The organism is Flavobacterium sp. N2038, assembly GCF_025947185.1.
In the GTDB taxonomy this organism is placed as follows: domain Bacteria; phylum Bacteroidota; class Bacteroidia; order Flavobacteriales; family Flavobacteriaceae; genus Flavobacterium.
Genome location: NZ_CP110001.1, coordinates 532,319 through 550,771 on the forward strand (window position 1 = coordinate 532,319; position 18,453 = coordinate 550,771).

An 18,453-nucleotide genomic window follows, 5' to 3' on the forward strand; every position below is an offset into this window, starting at 1 on the left:
AAATGTCAAAAGAAATTTACATCACGCAAACGAATTGTATTACACCTTTGGGTTTTGATGTTGAGTCAAACATCGAAGCGATTTTGCGTGGCGATTCGGGAATTCAGCTTCATAGCGATATTTCTTTAATGCCAAATTCATTTTATGCTGCAATTATTTCTGATGAAAAAATAAACAGTGCTTTTTCAAAAATCAGTGTTGAAACAAAATATTCCCGTTTAGAGAAAATGATGATTTTGGCTTTGGAAGCAATTATCAAAAATTCGGGAGTTGAATTAAATTCGAAAACTGCCTTTATACTTTCGACAACAAAAGGAAATGTGACGGCTTTAAAAGAGAACTCCAAAGAAAATTTTAATAACGCACATTTAGATGTTTTGGCAAAAAATGTTGCCAATTTCTTCAAATTTCAAACACAACCAATTGTAGTTTCAAATGCCTGCGTTTCGGGAATTTTAGCCGTTTCAGTGGCTAAAAGAATGATTCAGTCGGAACTGTATGACAATGTTTTTGTCGTGGCCGGCGACGAAGTTTCAGAATTTGTTTTATCTGGTTTTAATGCATTTCAGGCAATGAGTGAATTGCCATGTAAACCGTATTCTAAAAATAGAACCGGAGTAAGTTTAGGCGAAGCAACCGCTGCAGTTTTAGTTTCGGCGGAAGCCAAAAATGCGAAAATAAAAGTAATTGGCGACAGCTCTATAAACGATGCCAATCATATTTCGGGTCCTTCAAGAACAGGTGAAGGTTTGTTTAGAAGTATTCAGAATGCTTTGAAAGAAGCAAAAATTGAAGCCAAGAAATTAGATTATATTTCCGCACACGGAACTGCAACTCCATTTAATGATGAAATGGAAGCCATTGCTTTAAACCGTTTAGGTTTACAAAATGTTCCTGTAAATAGTTTAAAAGGTTTTTACGGTCATACATTAGGCGCTTCGGGATTATTGGAAACAGTAATTGCGATTGAATCGGCAAATCGAAATATGCTTTTTGAATCTAAAGGTTTTGATGAAATTGGAGTTAGTGAGACTGTAAATGTTGTTGAGAAAAATAAAGAAGCGACTATTGAATATTTCCTGAAAACAGCTTCTGGATTTGGAGGTTGTAATACGGCTGTTATTTTTGAGAAAGTGAAATAAAAAAGAAATGATAACGACTTATCTTAAAAGAGAATTTCATTATTCTAAAGAATTGTTTTTAATTAAAAATAAACTAGAAACTTGGGACTTAGAACCTGTAGAAGGTAAATCTGTTGTTAGTTCTAATTTCGAGCACTATGCTCATATAGAACTCAAAATTTATAAAAATCAAGAAGATCGGAATTTTATAGATTGGAAAATAACAAATGAACAAATTCCTCATGAAATTGGATATAAAGAGGTTGTCCAAAAAGTCTTAAAGTTTTTTATAGAATATTTAGAAGGAATACGAGGTGAAAATTTGGGGCTAACATTTGAAATAAATAATGGTAGTTTTAAAAAAAATCTAGATACTCAAAGTAATGATTTCAATAAAGCAACATTTCTTGCAATAATAAATTGCTTTGATAAGACTAATGAAGATTTTAGTAAAGAAATTTTTCCGAAAATATCAGGAAGTGAATACACTAAAGAATTTTTATCAAAATCATTTAAGGAAAAAATAGAGCAATCTTTAATTGATAAAAATGTAATTAACGAAATCCAGAAAATTCTAATTAATATCGAAAAATCATCAGTCATTGACTTATTAAATATACAAGGTCGGGATCAATTAGTGGAAATAATAACCTCAAAATTGAATCGTCCAAAAATTTATGATCTTTTTGAAAAAGGAATTTTGACAAAATATGGTGACTTAACTTTAGTTGGCCTTTCACATATTCTAAAGTATTACGGCGAATTCGATTTAAAAAAAATTATGCCTTTATAAATTAGATTTAATAGAATTCTTATTAGATAATAATGACACAAACCAAAACCTACATACAATCCTACATCAGCATCCAAAACAACGAAATTGTTTTGAACGGAACTTCTGTATTCAAAACTGAACCAACCGATTTTGCAGATTTCTCTAAACAAGCATTGCGTAATTTTGAAATCCAATATCCAAAGTTTTTCAAAATGGATGCTTTGAGCAAACTGGCTTTTTTAGGATCGGAGCTGCTTTTGAGTCCGATAATTTCTTCTGAAGAAGAAAATAATATTGCTTTGGTTTTGGCCAATAAATCGTCAAGTTTAGATACCGATGTAAAATATCAGGAATCGATTTCTGATAAAGAAAACTATTATCCAAGTCCGGCGGTTTTTGTTTATACGTTGCCAAATATTTGTCTGGGCGAAATAAGTATTCGTCATCAACTAAAAAGTGAGAATTCTTTCTTTATATTTGATGCTTTCAACACAGAATTTATGTCGAATTATTCAAACATTTTATTGAATTCAGATAAAGCAGATAAAGTTCTATGTGGCTGGGTGGAATATTTTAACGAGAATTACAAAGCTTTTCTCTGCATCATTGGCAAGGAAGAAATCGAGAAATATAAAAACGAAAATATCAATACATTATATAGTAAATAATCATGGAAGCATTAAAAGAAGAATTAAAAAATAAAATCATTACAACTTTAAATCTTGAAGATATCGCAATTGAAGACATTGCAGATAACGATCCTTTGTTTGGAGATGGTTTAGGTTTAGACTCAATTGATGCGCTTGAATTGATCGTAATTTTAGATAAAGATTACGGAATTAAACTAGTTGACCCGAAAGAAGGAAAAACAATTTTCCAGTCTATCGAAACTATGGCGGCTTATATTAGTGCTAACAGAACGAAATAAGACTTACTTAGACTGGCTTAGATTTTTAGACTTCTTAGACAAATGCTTTCCAAAAATCTAAGAAGTCTAATGTCTAAATAAGTCTAATAAAAAAATCTAAGGAGTCTAAAATTCTAACAATCTAAGAAGTCTAAAATGAAAGGTGTTGCAATAACGGGAATGGGAATTATCTCTGCGATTGGTAATTCGGTTGAGGAAAATTACATTTCTCTGATCGAAAACAAAATCGGAATTTCTCGTATTCAAAATATTTCCACTGTTCACGCAGATGTTATCAAAGTTGGTGAAATCAAAAAAACCAATGAAGATCTTATCGATGAACTGAAATTAAATGAGGATAACAATTTCTCCAGAACCGCTATGATTGGTACTTTGGCTGCCAAACAAGCTGTTGAAAATGCCGGCATAACCTCGATTAACGAATTTAGAACCGGACTTATTTCGGCCACAAGTGTAGGCGGAATGGACATGACCGAAAAACATTATTACGATTATTTCGAAAAACCAGAATTGGTTAAATACATTACCTGTCACGATGGTGGCGATGTCGCTGAAAAAATTGCTTCAGAACTTGGTTTAAAAGGAATGGTTACGACAATCAGTACGGCTTGTTCGTCGGCAGCAAACTCGATTATGCTGGGCGCTAGATTAATCAAAACCGGAAAACTGGATCGCGTAATTGTGGGCGGAACTGATGCTTTGGCAAAATTCACTATCAACGGATTCAAGACTTTAATGATTTTATCTGACGATTATAACAAACCTTTTGACAATAACCGAAAAGGGTTAAATCTTGGCGAAGCCGCCGCTTTTTTGGTTTTAGAATCGGATGAAATTGTCGCCAAACAAAATAAAAAAGTCCTGGCAAGAGTTTCTGGTTACGGAAATGCAAATGATGCTTTTCACCAAACTGCATCTTCAGAAAATGGAGACGGCGCCTATCTGGCCATGAAAAAAGCATTTGAAGTTTCAGGTTTAAAACCTTCCGAAATTGATTATATCAATGTTCATGGAACCGCAACGCCAAATAACGATTTATCTGAAGGTAGAGCTTTACTACGAATTTATGAAAACGAAAAAGTTCCTGATTTCAGTTCTACAAAACCGTTTACGGGTCATACTTTAGCGGCTGCAGCTGCGATTGAAGCCGTTTACAGTGTTTTGGCCATTCAAAATAGTGTGGTTTACCCAAATTTGAATTTTGAAACTTCGATGGAAGAATTTGATTTAAAACCACAAACTTCCTTAAAAAATGCAACTATCGAACACGTTTTGTCCAATTCTTTTGGTTTTGGCGGAAATTGTTCAACCCTTATATTTTCTAAAAGCTAATGACAAAAAAAACATATATAAATGGAGTAGGTTGTATTTCGACTCAAAAAACATTTGATACTGTTTTTTTAGAAGAAGCTGTTTACAATCAAAATGAAACCGTACTTTCTATCGTATCGCCGGTTTACAAAGATTACATTTCGCCCGCTGCTGCCAGAAGAATGGCAAAAGGAGTAAAAAACGGAATTGTAGCTTCGGCTTTGGCAATGAAAGATGCCAATGTCGAAAATGTTGATGCCATCATTACCGGAACTGGTTTGGGCTGTATCGAAGATTCTGAAAAATTCCTGAAAAACATTCTTGATAATAATGAAGAGTTCTTAACTCCAACTTCTTTTATTCAATCGACTCACAATACGGTTGGTGCGCAGATTGCACTTTCTTTACCATGCAAAGGTTATAATTTTACGTATGTAAATGGAGCTGTTTCTTTTGAATCGGCTCTTTTGGATGCTAAAATGCAGATTGAAGAAGAGGAAGCCAATTCGATTTTAGTTGGTGGCGTTGATGAAAACGGAGAATATACTTTGTCTCTTTTTAAATTGGCCGGAAGAATTAAAAAAGAAAATGATCTTCCTTCAAATATTTTAAATGCCAATTCAACTGGAGTTGTCTATGGCGAAGGCGCTAGTTTTTTTGTTTTGGAAAATGAAAAAAAAGCTAATACTTATACAGAAATTCTAGACGTTGAAATCATAAATACTTTAGAAGAAAATGAAATTGAAAATGCAATTATCACTTTCTTAAAACATAATAATTTACAAATTTCAGATCTTGATGCTGTTGTTCTTGGTTTTGACGGGAACTTAGATTCTGATTTCTATTATAAGAATCTTTCCGAAAATACTTTCGCAGAAACACCTCAATTGTATTACAAACATTTGAGCGGTGCATACGACACAGCTTCGGCTTTTGCATTATGGATGGCTTCAAAAATTATAAAAACTCAGGAAATTCCTGAAATCATAAAAGTAAATTCGGTTACAAAACCAGCTTGTAATACCATCTTGCTGTACAATCAGGTAAATGGAAAAAATCATAGTTTTACGTTGCTTTCAAAATGATAACGCATAAAAACATATCCGTTTTTTTTATCTTTTTACTGCTTTTATTGTTTCTTCTGAATCTTTATACGGCAATAAATTTTTGGTGGTTTGTTTTGATTGTTTTAATTTGGTTGGGAATAAATGCTTTTGGTTCTGCCCGAATTTCATCCAATTATCATGTAAAAGCTTTCTGCAATAATCCGCTAGAAACAGAAAAAAAAATTGCCTTAACTTTTGATGATGGTCCGAGTATTTTTACTTTGGAAGTTTTGGAACTTCTGAAAAAATACAACGCCAAAGCGACTTTCTTCTGCATTGGAAAAAATATCGAAACACATCCTGAAATTCTAAAACAAATTATCGCTGAAGGTCATTTGGTTGGAAATCATTCCTACAGTCATTCTAAATTTTTCGATTTTTATCATGAAGACAAAATAACTGATGAACTTCGCAAAACAGATAAATTGCTGGAAAAATTCACTTCCAAAAAAATCAACTTTTTTCGTCCGCCTTACGGAGTGACAACACCATCAATTCGAAGAGCTTTAAAAATAACCGGACACCAAGTTATTGGCTGGAATATTCGCTCGCTTGACGGAGGAACAAAGAATCAGGATTTGATTTTAAGCCGAATTAAAAAACGCGTTTCTCCCGGCGGAATTGTACTTTTGCACGACACTGCTCCACACTCTGTTTTGGTATTGGAACAGTTTTTGCAATTTTTACAGCAAAATAATTATCAAGTCGTTTCGATCGAAGAACTTTTGAATCTTAAAGCTTATGAAAATTGAACGCGGATGAAACGGATTCGCTATCGCGAAAACGCGGATTAATAGAGATTTTTCTAATCATTTTAATCTGTGAAATCTGTGGCAAAAAAAATTTAAGCACAATTTTTTGACAAATATGAAAACTAAAATAGCACTATTAATTCTATTTATTTCAAGCAATTTGTTCGCTCAGGAACAAAAAATGACCGATGCCGAAATTGCCTCTTTCAAACAAGATGTAAACGTAGTTTCTAAAAAAATCAAAACCTTAAGCACTGATTTTGTCCAATACAAACATTTGGATTTTTTGTCAAAAGACATTGAAACTTCTGGAAAAATGTTTTTTAAAGAACCTGCATTATTATCATGGCAATACAAAAAACCATACAATTATAGTATCGTTTTCAAGAACGGAAAAATTCTGATTAACGACGAAGGAAAGAAAAGCGCGGTTGATATTGGCAACAGTAAAATCTTTGCAAGAATCAATAAATTAATTGTTGGAAGCGTGAGCGGCAATATGTTTGACGACAAAGAATTTACGATTTCGTATTTCAAATTAAAAGGTCAAAATCTGGCAAAATTTATTCCGAAAGATGCGACTTTGAAAAAATACATCAAACAAATCGAGCTGACTTTTGATAAAGAAGAAGCAACAGTTGTTCAGGTAAAATTGTTGGAATCATCTGAAGATTATACTAGAATTGTACTTAAAAATAAAGTAATCAATGCAAAAATCGACGATTCAGTTTTTACTAATTAATTGTTTTCTGGCAATTGTTTTGTTTTCCTGTGGCTCGGTCACAAAAAATTATACGCCCAAAAAATTAGACAAAACCGCTATTGAAGTTCCGTATTTTTCGGACTCAAAAACCGATTATGTTTACAAAACCAACGTTACAGTTTACGGTCATGAAATGTCCGGAATCTTTATTGCCAAAAAAGTAAACGACACTACACACAGAGTAGTTTTTACAACCGAATTTGGAAACAAACTACTGGATTTTGAAATTTCTGAAAAGACTTTTAAAGTTAATTCAATCGTATCTGAGCTTGATCGAAAAATCCTGATTAATACGTTGACTGAAGATTTTAGAATTCTTCTTAAAAAAGATTATCAAATTCAGGAACAGTTCGAAAATGAAAATTATAACATTTATAAATCAGCAGACAACTATCGTGATAACTATCTTTTCTTTTCAAAAAAAGATCAAAAATTAGAAAAAGTAGTACGTTCTTCTAAGACAAAAGAAAAAATAACATTTACTTTTACTTTAGAAAACGATACTTTTGCTAAAAAAGTTGTCATTTTACACCAAAATATCAAGCTAAAAATTGAGCTAAATTATTTTAAATCAGAATAAAAAATCAAACTAAACCATACCAACCATGAGAAAAATAGCCTTAATCGCATTCGTTTTATTTGCAGGTCTTATAACATCGCAGGCACAAGTAAAAGTTAGTCCCGGAATAAGAGGTGGTTTGAACCTTGCGAGATTAACCAATATTGATGATAATAATGTAAAATCTGATTATTACGTAGGTGGTTTAGTAGAAATTAAATTCAATAAATATTTTACGCTTCAGCCTGAATTAACGTACTCAAGACAAGGTTCTGAAGGAAGAGAATATACTATAAACCCTGATGATTATGTATCTTTCAGACAAGTAAAATATGATCTGAATTATATTACTGCCGGAGCTGTAGCAAAATTTAATTTTCATGGAAGTGGTTTTCACGTTTTAGCCGGACCATCTCTTGATTTAAAAACAGATGACAATTTTGGCCGTTACGGTTATGATCCTATTGATGTTGATCTTGCCTTTGTTGGTGGAATTGGATACACATTACCAAATGGTTTAACTTTTGAAGCACGTTTTAAACAAGGTCTAATCGATATTTATGGGTATGATGATCTTAATAATTACAACGACAATAATAATTACTACTATGACAATGTAATTCTAAACCAGGTTTTCCAATTTGGTATTAGTTATACGTTTAAAACAAAATAAAAAAATGGTTTTAAAAGACTTCTATAAAGTACTTTCAGAAGAAAAAACGGGAGATTCTAAGCATACGATTACTATTTTAGTCAACAAAAATCATGAAGTTTTCAACGGACATTTTCCTGGAAATCCGATTATGCCAGGTGTTTGTATGATTCAGATTATTAAAGAACTTACTGAATCTATTACCAAAAGTTCATTGATGATTCAAACATTGACAAATGTAAAATTTATGGCATTAATAAATCCGGAGACAAATCCGGAGTTGCGTTTAGAGCTCGATATTACAAGCACTGGTGATAATTTGGTAAAGGTGAAAAACACTACCTATTTTAATGATACCGTTGCTTTAAAATTGAGCAATGCGTATAAAAAAATATAATTATGAAATTACTGATATCGTTACTTCTTTTCATAAATTTTGCTGGTACTCCAGATCTGGGAACTATCAGGAAAATGTATACCGGTGTTACAAAATCTGAAAACAACGCAAAAGAATTCTCAGAAAAACTGGCAGGTGTTTCTAACAGCGATGATAAACTTTTAGTGGCTTACAAAGCTGCTTCTATTTTGTTGGATTCAAAATACGAGAAGAAACTAAAAAATAAAATGGATCGTTTTAAAGAAGGTGCAACTCTTTTGGAATCAACAATAAAAAATGAACCCAATAATATCGAAATCCGTATGATCCGTTTGAGTATTCAGGAAAATGTTCCCGGAGTTACAGGTTATAAAAAGAATATTAAAGAGGACAAAAAATATTTGACTGATAATTATGCAGCGCAAAATTCCTCTTTAAAAGAATATTTAAAAGACTTTATTTTACAATCTAAAAGTTTCTCAGAAAAAGAGAAACAATTCGTGAAGTAAGCGAAAGCAAAATTCCAGATGAAATCTACAATACCACAGCACGATCTTCTTAATTCCACTTCTTTTTGTGTTATTGTCCCGACGTACAATAATCAGAAAACGTTAAAAAAAGTGCTGGATTCTATTTTAGAGTTCACTTCAAATATCATTATTGTAAACGACGGATCGACAGATTCGACTTTTGAGATTTTAAAACAATATACTCCGCTTACACAAATTCATCATCCAAAGAATTTAGGAAAAGGAAGAGCACTCAGAAATGGTTTTAGAAAAGCAATCGAACTGAATTTTGAATATGCCATTACAATAGATTCCGATGGGCAGCATTTTGCATCAGACATTCCGGTTTTTATAGAAGCAATCCAAAATGAACCAAATGCACTTTTGATTGGAAGCCGAAATATGACGCAGGAAAATGTGCCAAAGAAAAGCAGTTTTGGAAACAAATTTTCGAATTTCTGGTTTAAGTTTGAAACTGGAATTGTACTCGAAGATACTCAATCCGGCTTTAGATTGTATCCGTTACGATTGCTTCCAAAGCAATTTTACACCAATAAATTTGAGTTTGAAATTGAAGTTATTGTGCGTGCTGCATGGAAAGGAATTATAGTAAAAAACATTCCCATTCAGGTTTTGTATGATCCCGCAGAGCGTGTTTCACATTTTCGTCCGTTTCGGGATTTTACCCGAATCAGTATTTTAAATACGGTTTTGGTAACCAACGCTTTGCTGTACATCAAACCAAGAGATTTTTTTAGAAGAGCAAAAAAAAAAGGATTTAAAAAATTCTTTCTCGAAGACATTTTAGAAAGCAACGATTCTAATTTTAAAAAAGCTGCCGCAATTGCTTTGGGAATTTTTATTGGTCTTTCACCGTTTTGGGGTTTTCAGACTATTTTACTATTTACATTTGCCGCCTTATTTAAGCTTAATAAAGTCATTGCCTATCTGACTTCAAATGTAAGTTTCCCTCCTTTTATTCCCTTCATAATTTATGCTTCACTCCAAATAGGGAGCATTTTTGTTTCAAGCGATGCACCTTTAGTCTTAGACAGTTCAATAACATTAGACGATATTCAGAAAAATGCTACGCAATATATCGTAGGAAGTCTTATTTTAGCATCCGTTTCTGCGCTATCAGTTGGTCTTATAAGTTATTTTCTTTTAACCACTTTTAGTTCTAAAAACAAAGCAAATATTTAAAAAGTTTTGCCACAGATTCAAAAGATTAAAATGATTTTTTTTTCGCCACGAATTTCACAAATTCACACAAATTAATTCGTGAAAATTTGTGAAATTCGTGGCGAAATTTACACAGATTTTGAAATCAATTTAATCCTTTATCCAGATAGCTATCGGGAGTGACAAAAAAAATAAAAAAAACATGCATCAATACTTCTACGCCATTCATCTATTTGTAAACCGAAGAAAATCTCTTTCGGTTTTTTTGGCTTTTTTGATGCTTTTTGTATTTGGCTTTTTTGCTTCTCAAATCAAATTTGAAGAAGACATTACCAAACTTATTCCAACAAACGACAAAGCCGATGCAACAGCAAAAGTGCTTAAACAATTAAATTTTGCAGACAAAACCACCGTAATTTTCAAACTCGAAAAAAATGGTACTGAAGAAGATTTAAAAGAAATGGCAACCGCTTTTTCCGACAGCGTTTCGAAAACCTGCAAACCTTACATTACCGGAATTCAAGGGAAAATTGATGAAGAAAACATCCAGGAAACTATTGATTTTGTTTATAATAATCTGCCACTATTTCTAGAAAACAAAGACTATAATCTCATTCAGGATAAACTGCAAAAAGACAGTATTACAGCAACTGTTGAAGGCAATTACAAATCAATTATTTCTCCATCAGGATTTATTACCAAAGATTTCATTCTGCAGGATCCGCTTGGCATTTCTTTTATCGCTTTAAAAAAATTACAACAATTAAATATTGGTGACGATTTTACTCTTGACAATGGTTTTGTCATGACCAAAGACAAAAAGAAATTATTACTTTTTATCTCCTCTGATATTTCATCGAGTGAAACAGAAAAGAACACCCTTTTTGTCGAAAAACTAAAATCAATTCAGGAAAATTTAAATCAAAAATTCAAAGGCAAAACTTCTGTCAGTTATTTTGGATCGGCTCTGATTGCCGTTGCAAATGCCACACAAATCAAAAGCGATATTGTTCTGACGACAACAATCGCAATGATCACACTAATGTTGATTTTGATTTTATTCTACCGAAAAATATTAATTCCGCTTATTATTTTTCTTCCAACCGTTTTTGGAGCTTTGTTTGCGGTTGCCTTTTTATATTTCGTAAAAGAACAAATTTCAGCCATTTCTCTCGGAATTGGCTCCATTTTACTCGGAATTACGATTGATTATTCTATTCATATTCTCACGCATTACAAACATAATAGTGATGTAAAGACATTATATAAAGATATTACGATGCCGGTAATCATGAGCAGCTCAACAACGGCTGTTGCATTTTTATGTCTGCTTTTTGTAAAATCTGATGCCTTAAATGATTTAGGCATTTTTGCTGCAGTAATTGTTATGGCTTCAGCCTTTTTCTCACTTTTGATTGTTCCTCATCTATACAAGCCAAAAGAAAATAACTTTGAACACAAGAAAAATGTGATTGATAAACTAGCGCATTTTTCATTTCATAACAATAAATTCCTGATTGGGTTTTGTGTTATAATTACTATTATTTGCTGTTTTACCTATAATAATGTTGGCTTTAACAACGATTTGTCGCAGTTAAATTTTGTTCCAAAAGACATTAAAGCTGCAGAAAAACAACTGGAGGAAAGTACCAGTTTAACTTCAAAAACCATTTATGTGGCTTCGTACGGAAAAAGTATGGATGAAGTTTTACAAAACAACAGTCAGCTTTTTACCGATTTATCTACAGCAAAACAACAACACAAAATCCTGAATTTTAGTTCTGTTGGAGGAATAATGCTTTCGCAGAAACAACAGCTTCAAAAAATCGAAAAATGGAATTCATTTTGGGATACCAATAAAAAACAGCTTTTAAAATCTGGTCTAATTACTGAAGGTTCAAAACTTGGTTTTAAGCCAACTACTTATTCTGCCTTTTTTGATCATTTAAATTTTGATTTCAAACCCATTTCTGCCAGCGAGTATTTAAACATTCAGGCTTTACAATTAAAAGAATTTGTCACTGAAAAAAATGGTTTCTACACGATTTCGACTTTAGTAAAAGTTACGCCCGAACAACGAGATGCTTTTGTAAAATCAACTTCAGCCAAAACAAATTTAATTGCAATTGACCGTCAGCAAATGAACGAAACGTTTTTCAGTACTTTGAAAACCGATTTTAATTCGTTGGTCAATTATTCATTTGTGGCAGTAATTTTAATTCTGTTTTTCTTTTTCAGAAGAATAGAATTGGTCATTGTAAGCTGTATTCCAATTGCCTTAACGGGAATTGTAACTGCAGGAATTATGGGCATTTTTGGTATTCAGATGAATATTTTTAGCATGATTGTCTGCACTTTAATTTTTGGTCACGGAGTCGATTTCAGTATTTTCATGACCAGTGCCTTGCAAAAAGAATATACAACCGGAAAAAATGAAATTGCGATTTACAGAACCTCAATCATTCTGGCCGTTATTACAACTATTTTAGGAATAGGTGCCATGATTTTTGCCAAACATCCGGCATTGAGATCTATTTCGTCAGTCTCATTAATTGGAGTTTTTGCTGCACTGATTATTACGTTTATCTTCTACCCTATTCTTTTTAAAGTATTTTTATCCAATAGACCAAAAAAGGGAAATGCACCTTTTGAATTACGCAGTTTAATCTCTGGTATTATCTCTTTTTCTTATTATGGTCTTGGCGGATTGGTAATGTCGCTCTTCAGTTTGATCATCATGCCGATTCTTCCGATAAAGGCAGAAACAAAAATGCGTGGTTTTAGATATGTGATTTCAAAATTTATGAAATCTGTGCTGTATACAAATCCGTTTATTACAAAAAAAGTAATTAATAAATTTAATGAGGATTTCAAAAAACCAGCCATCATTATTGCCAATCATTCTTCGTTTGTCGATATTTTATCGATGGGAATGTTGAGTCCAAAAATTATATTTCTGGTAAACGACTGGGTTTACAACTCTCCTATTTTTGGTGCAACAGTTAGAAAAGCAGGTTTTTATCCTGTTTCTGACGGAATCGAAGGCGGTGTTGAACACTTGCGCCAAAAAGTAAAAGAAGGATATTCACTAATGATTTTTCCTGAAGGAACGCGATCAGAAAGCAATCAGATCAAACGTTTCCATAAAGGTGCTTTTTACCTTGCTGAAGAATTTAATTTAGATATTCTGCCTGTTTTAATTCATGGTGCTTCAGAGGCAATTCCGAAGGGCGATTTTGTAATTCACGAAAGCCATCTTACAGTTTCAATTTTAGAAAGAATTACACCCGAAAACCTTTCATTTGGTAAAAATTATGCCGAAAAAACTAAATTAATCAGTGCCTTTTTTAAAGCTGAATTTAGAAAAATTCGTCAGGAATTAGAAGGCCCGGATTATTTTAAACCAATGTTACTTCATAGTTATGACTATAAAGAAATTGAAATTGTAAACCATGTAAAAAATGATATAAAAATACATTTAGAGCTTTACTTTAATCTTAACAAACATATTTCGGCGAAAGCCAAAATTTTACATTTAGCCAATGATTACGGACAATTGGATGTGTTATTGGGACTACAGGAACCACAGCGAAAGATAGTTTCGTTTATTGCTGATGAAGAAAAACGAGATGTTGCCAAAATAAACTATATCAGTAAAAAAAGGAAGATCACTTATGCCGATAATTTAGAAATGACATTTGAAAATCAATATGATATCGTTTTAATTTCTGATGAAAATTATACAGATGATATTCTTAAAATTGCTGCTTTGACTTCCTCTATAATTTTAGTGGATTGTTCCCGTTTAAAAAACACAATAACTAACTTTGGTTTTGATTCTGTTTTAGAAGAAAACGGTCTGATTGTATATAAGAAAAATTAAAATGAAAGAACAGTACGATGTAGTAATTGTAGGCAGTGGTTTGGGCGGATTAGTTTCTGCCATTATTCTGGCGAAAGAAGGCTACAGCGTTTGTGTACTCGAAAAAAACAATCAGTATGGAGGAAATCTCCAGACTTTTGTTCGCGATAAAACTATTTTTGATACCGGAATTCATTATATCGGCGGCTTGGATGAAGGTCAGAACCTCTATAAATATTTTAAATATTTAGGAATTATCGATAAGCTAAATCTAAAAAAATTAGATAAAAATGCTTTTGATATTATTTCTTTTGAAGATGATCAAACCGAATACCCGCATGCTCAAGGCTATGAAAATTTTGTTCATCAACTAAGCATTTACTTTCCGGAAGAGAAAGAAAATATTCAAAAATACTGCGAGAATTTAAAAACAATTTGTGATTCTTTTCCACTTTATAATTTAGAATGGGAAGGAAAATATGATCCTGAAATACTCACGCTTAATGCAAAAGAAACGATTGATTCATTTACTCAAAATGAAAAATTAAAAGCGGTATTAGCAGGTTCTAACTTTTTGTATGCCGGTATTCCGGATAAATCGCCTTTTTATGTTCATGCACTAATTGTCAATTCTTACATTCAAAGTTCCTGGCGTTGTATTAACGGAGGAAGTCAGATTACAAAACAGCTTTTAAAACAGCTTAAAAAACACGGTGGAGAATTTTATAAACGTAAAGAAGTTACTCGTTTTGATGTCGAAAATCATAAAGTAAATTTTGTCGAAATGAAAGACGGAACCCAGGTTTCCGGCACTTATTTTATTTCGAATATCGAACCCAAAACGACTTTGAAAATGGCGGGTGAGCAAAATTTCAGAAAACCATTCTTTAACCGAATTCAAAATCTTGAAGGTGTACTCTCGGCTTTTAGTCTATATCTTGTTTTTAAACCGGAAACATTCAAATACATCAATCATAATTATTATCATTTTAAAAATAGCACCGAAGTCTGGACGGCACACGAATACGACGAAAATTCCTGGCCAAAAACATATATGGCTTCCATGAACGCTTCTAAAAAAGATGAGATCTGGGCTGACGGAATGACTTTTATAACCTATATGAAATTTGATGATGTTTTGCCCTGGACAGAAACGTTTAATACGACTGTAGAAAACAACGATCGCGGTGAAAGTTATGAAGAATTCAAAACCAGAAAAGCGGCTAAATTTTTAGATGAAATAGAATTAAAGTTTCCCGGAATCAGAGATTGTATTAAATCAATTCATACTTCGACTCCACTTTCTTACCGCGATTACATTGGCGGTGATAATGGAAATATGTACGGTTATGTTAAAGATTCCGGAAATCCACTGAAGACTTTGATACCGTCTAAAACAAAACTGGAAAATCTGTATCTTACTGGTCAAAGCATTAATATGCATGGTGTTTTGGGCGTGACAATTGGAGCTGTTGTAACCTGTTCTGAACTAGTTGGAAAAGAATATCTCATCAATAAAATTAATCAGACGACTGAATAAAAGAATTATGAAAAACCGAATTACATATCTATTCACTATCGGTTTTTTGGGAATTCTGATTTCTTGTGGTACAGCAAAATCAAAAAAACATCAGCCTGATATTTCCAATTATAATGCAGAAAAACCTATCGTAACCAAACTTTCTGACAGCAGTTTTATTTCGGGCAATAATTCGCTTTTAAAAAATAAACAAGGGATCTGGGAATTATATGTTGAAGGCGATCCTCTGGAAATTGGTCTTAATACCGGTGCTTTATCCGATTCACTTTTACATAGACAACAACAGATTTTTTTCTCGAAAATTAAAGATTTTGTTCCTTCCAAATTTGAGCAAAAAATGCTGCGTTATTTTCTAAAATGGTACAATCGAAAGTTATATTCAAATGTACCGGAAGAATATCAAACCGAAATTTTTGGGGTCTCACAATATACTTCGCACGACTTTGACAATATTGCGCCACAATATCAGCGCGGTTTATATTTGCATGCAGCACACGATATTGGGCATGCATTGCAGGATTTAGCTCTAGTTGGATGTTCGTCTTTTGCAGCATGGAATGAAAAATCTGAAGACGGAAATTTAATTTTAGGGCGTAATTTTGATTTTTATGTCAATGATGCTTTCGCAGAAAATAAAATTATCGCGTTTATAAAACCGAAACAAGGTCATAATTTTATGATGGTTTCCTGGCCCGGAATGATTGGCGCTGTTTCCGGAATGAACCAGCAAGGTTTAACAGTTACAATTAATGCTGCAAAATCAGAAATTCCTTTAAGTGCCAAAACGCCAATTTCGATTTTGACCAGGGAAATTCTACAACATGCTGCAACTATTGAAGAAGCTGTTTCAATTGCAAAAAAGAGAAAAGTTTTTGTTTCTGAATCAATCATGGTTGGAAGTGCCCAAGATAACAAAGCGGTTCTTATTGAAGTTTCTCCCAAAAAAATAGACATTTATGATGTTCCAAACAGTAATCAGCTAATTTGTTCGAATCACTTTCAAAGTGACGCTTTTAAGAATGATGAACGAAATAAAACACAAATTGCAAACAGTCATTCTGAATATCGCTTTGAAAAAATGCAGGAACTTTTGGCCAAAAACAAAAAAATAAACCCACAAATTGCTTCAGAAATTCTTAGAAATAAAGAAGGTTTAAATGATATTCCTCTTGGTTTTGGTAATGAAAAAGCACTAAATCAATTACTGGCGCATCATGGAATCATTTTTAAGCCAAAAGAAAAACTAGTTTGGGTTTCGGCAAATCCGTATCAATTAGGCGAATTTGTCTGTTATAATCTGGATTCTATTTTTAAGGGAAAACCATCAAATAAAGCTATTTCCTTTGAACTGGAAAATTTAAATATTGCAAAAGATCCTTTTATAAAAACAGAAGCTTTTCAAAACTTTAAAAAGTTTAAAGCAGAAAATCATCAAATGGATTTATATCTGAAGAAGAAAGAAACCGTTTCTCCTGAATTTATTCAGCATTATCAATCGCTAAACCCAGATTATTGGGTTGTATATTACAAAGCAGGGTTGTACTTTTATCAAAAAAAACAATTCCGCGCTGCTCAGACTAATTTTGAAAAAGCACTAACGAAAGAAATTACCACTGCTCCTGAAAAAGCAAAAATTGAAAAATATTTAAAAAAACTCAAAAGAAAATTACAATGATTCCAGCAATAGAGAAAAATTCTTTAGAAGAAATTAAAATTTTTCAGGAACAAAAATTGATCGAACTTTTACATTATATCAGCGAAAATTCACCTTTTTATAAGCGTCTTTTTGCCAGAAAAAATATTGATATTTCAAAAATCAAAACACTAGAAGATTTACAATATTTACCTCTTACTACAAAAGAAGATTTACAGCAATACAACGACGATTTCTTGTGTGTTCCACAGCACAAAATTATTGATTATGCCTCAACATCAGGAACATTAGGTGATCCTGTAACTTTTGGTTTAACCGATTCTGATCTGGATCGACTGGCTTACAATGAAGCGATATCTTTTGCCTGCGCCGGAATTTCTGAAGGCGATGTGGTACAATTAATGACCACAATTGATAGAAAATTTATGGCTGGTTTAGCTTATTTTCTAGGGTTAAGAAAATTGAAAGTAGGTGTCATTCGTGTGGGTGCAGGAATTCCGGAAATGCAATGGGATTCTATTTTAAAATACAATCCAACTCATTTAATTACCGTTCCTTCTTTTTTACTGAAGTTAATTGAATATGCCGAAATTCACGGAATCGATTACAATAATTCAAGTATAAAAGGCGCAATATGTATTGGAGAATCTTTGAGAGATCAGGATTTTTCGATGAATATTTTATCCAAAAAAATTACAGATAAATGGAATATTAAGTTATTCTCTACTTATGCTTCTACCGAAATGAGTACTGCATTTACTGAATGTGAACATGGAAGAGGCGGGCATCATCATCCGGAACTTATTATTGTTGAAGTTTTAGATGAAAATAATATGCCTGTAAAAAGCGGGGAAGTCGGCGAACTAACTTTTACTACTTTAGGTATTGAAGCCATGCCATTATTGCGTTTTAAAACCGGAGATATTGTTCAGCTTCATAACGAACCCTGTTCTTGCGGAAGAAACACTCTGCGTGTTGGCCCGGTTATCGGACGCAAAAAACATATGATAAAGTATAAAGGAACAACACTTTATCCGCCAGCAATGAACGATGTTTTAAGTGGTTTTGACAATATCGAAAATCATATTATTGAAATTTCTACTAACGATTTGGGAACGGATGAAATCGTAATTAAAATTGCTGTAAAAAATCAGACTCCTGAATTTCTACAGGAAATAAAAGATCATTTCAGAGCCAAATTGAGAGTGACTCCAAAAATAGAATTCGCCTCAAAAGAAACTTTAAATCCGCTAGTTTTTAATCCGATGAGCCGAAAACCAATTCGATTTTTCGACTATAGAACTTAGTATAAGGTACAAAGGTTCAGAGGTTCAGAGGCGCAAAGTTTTCTTAATCGTCTGAT

The 18,453-nt window shown here is 32.7% G+C and carries 17 protein-coding genes; all 17 read left to right on the forward strand.

Features of this window, described 5'->3' with window-relative positions; all coding sequences use genetic code 11:
- The first annotated feature begins 2 nt into the window (after nt 1-2).
- Nucleotides 3-1,142: a beta-ketoacyl-[acyl-carrier-protein] synthase family protein gene (locus tag OLM51_RS02310; RefSeq protein WP_264552806.1), complete on the forward strand. Its 1,140-nt coding sequence runs from the start codon at nt 3-5 to the stop codon at nt 1,140-1,142.
- 7 nt (nt 1,143-1,149) lie between these two features.
- Nucleotides 1,150-1,914: a hypothetical protein gene (locus OLM51_RS02315; RefSeq protein WP_264552807.1), complete on the forward strand. Its 765-nt coding sequence runs from the start codon at nt 1,150-1,152 to the stop codon at nt 1,912-1,914.
- Nucleotides 1,915-1,946: 32 nt separating this feature from the next.
- Nucleotides 1,947-2,564, forward strand: coding sequence for a 3-oxoacyl-ACP synthase (locus OLM51_RS02320; protein WP_264552808.1), 618 nt, complete (start codon nt 1,947-1,949; stop codon nt 2,562-2,564).
- Between the two features lie 2 nt (nt 2,565-2,566).
- Entirely contained in the window at nt 2,567-2,824 is a 258-nt protein-coding gene (locus tag OLM51_RS02325; protein WP_017496902.1) for a phosphopantetheine-binding protein, read from the forward strand.
- A 135-nt stretch (nt 2,825-2,959) separates the two neighbouring features.
- Nucleotides 2,960-4,156, forward strand: a complete 1,197-nt coding sequence (locus tag OLM51_RS02330) for a beta-ketoacyl-[acyl-carrier-protein] synthase family protein (protein ID WP_264552809.1) — start codon at nt 2,960-2,962, stop codon at nt 4,154-4,156.
- The gene (locus tag OLM51_RS02335) at nt 4,156-5,220 is read left to right on the forward strand and encodes a beta-ketoacyl synthase N-terminal-like domain-containing protein (protein ID WP_264552810.1); all 1,065 of its coding nucleotides are present in this window, start codon (nt 4,156-4,158) and stop codon (nt 5,218-5,220) included. Before OLM51_RS02330 ends, OLM51_RS02335 begins: the two co-directional genes overlap by 1 nt.
- Nucleotides 5,217-5,993, forward strand: coding sequence for a polysaccharide deacetylase family protein (locus OLM51_RS02340; protein WP_264552811.1), 777 nt, complete (start codon nt 5,217-5,219; stop codon nt 5,991-5,993). The genes OLM51_RS02335 and OLM51_RS02340 overlap by 4 nt, the downstream gene beginning before the upstream one ends.
- Before the next feature lie 115 nt (nt 5,994-6,108).
- A complete protein-coding gene (locus tag OLM51_RS02345) occupies nt 6,109-6,735 on the forward strand; it encodes an outer membrane lipoprotein carrier protein LolA (RefSeq protein WP_264552812.1) in 627 nt (208 codons plus the stop codon).
- Entirely contained in the window at nt 6,701-7,336 is a 636-nt protein-coding gene (locus OLM51_RS02350; RefSeq protein WP_264552813.1) for a hypothetical protein, read from the forward strand. Before OLM51_RS02345 ends, OLM51_RS02350 begins: the two co-directional genes overlap by 35 nt.
- A gap of 25 nt (nt 7,337-7,361) precedes the next feature.
- Entirely contained in the window at nt 7,362-7,988 is a 627-nt protein-coding gene (locus tag OLM51_RS02355; RefSeq protein ID WP_264552814.1) for a porin family protein, read from the forward strand.
- Between the two features lie 4 nt (nt 7,989-7,992).
- A complete protein-coding gene (locus OLM51_RS02360) occupies nt 7,993-8,364 on the forward strand; it encodes a 3-hydroxyacyl-ACP dehydratase (RefSeq protein ID WP_264552815.1) in 372 nt (123 codons plus the stop codon).
- Between the two features lie 2 nt (nt 8,365-8,366).
- A complete protein-coding gene (locus OLM51_RS02365) occupies nt 8,367-8,852 on the forward strand; it encodes a hypothetical protein (RefSeq protein ID WP_264552816.1) in 486 nt (161 codons plus the stop codon).
- A gap of 18 nt (nt 8,853-8,870) precedes the next feature.
- Complete coding sequence (locus tag OLM51_RS02370) at nt 8,871-10,055, forward strand: DUF2062 domain-containing protein (protein WP_264552817.1); 1,185 nt, start codon at nt 8,871-8,873, stop codon at nt 10,053-10,055.
- Nucleotides 10,056-10,236: 181 nt separating this feature from the next.
- A complete protein-coding gene (locus OLM51_RS02375; RefSeq protein WP_264552818.1) occupies nt 10,237-13,917 on the forward strand; it encodes a 1-acyl-sn-glycerol-3-phosphate acyltransferase in 3,681 nt (1,226 codons plus the stop codon).
- A gap of 1 nt (nt 13,918) precedes the next feature.
- On the forward strand, nt 13,919-15,436 hold the full coding sequence (locus OLM51_RS02380) for a phytoene desaturase family protein (protein ID WP_264552819.1): 1,518 nt from the start codon (nt 13,919-13,921) through the stop codon (nt 15,434-15,436).
- Nucleotides 15,437-15,443: 7 nt separating this feature from the next.
- Entirely contained in the window at nt 15,444-17,111 is a 1,668-nt protein-coding gene (locus OLM51_RS02385; protein WP_264552820.1) for a C45 family autoproteolytic acyltransferase/hydolase, read from the forward strand.
- Nucleotides 17,108-18,397 carry a phenylacetate--CoA ligase family protein gene (locus OLM51_RS02390; RefSeq protein ID WP_264552821.1) on the forward strand — a complete coding sequence of 430 codons (1,290 nt, stop codon included), beginning with the start codon at nt 17,108-17,110 and terminating at the stop codon, nt 18,395-18,397. The genes OLM51_RS02385 and OLM51_RS02390 overlap by 4 nt, the downstream gene beginning before the upstream one ends.
- Nucleotides 18,398-18,453 lie beyond the last annotated feature (56 nt).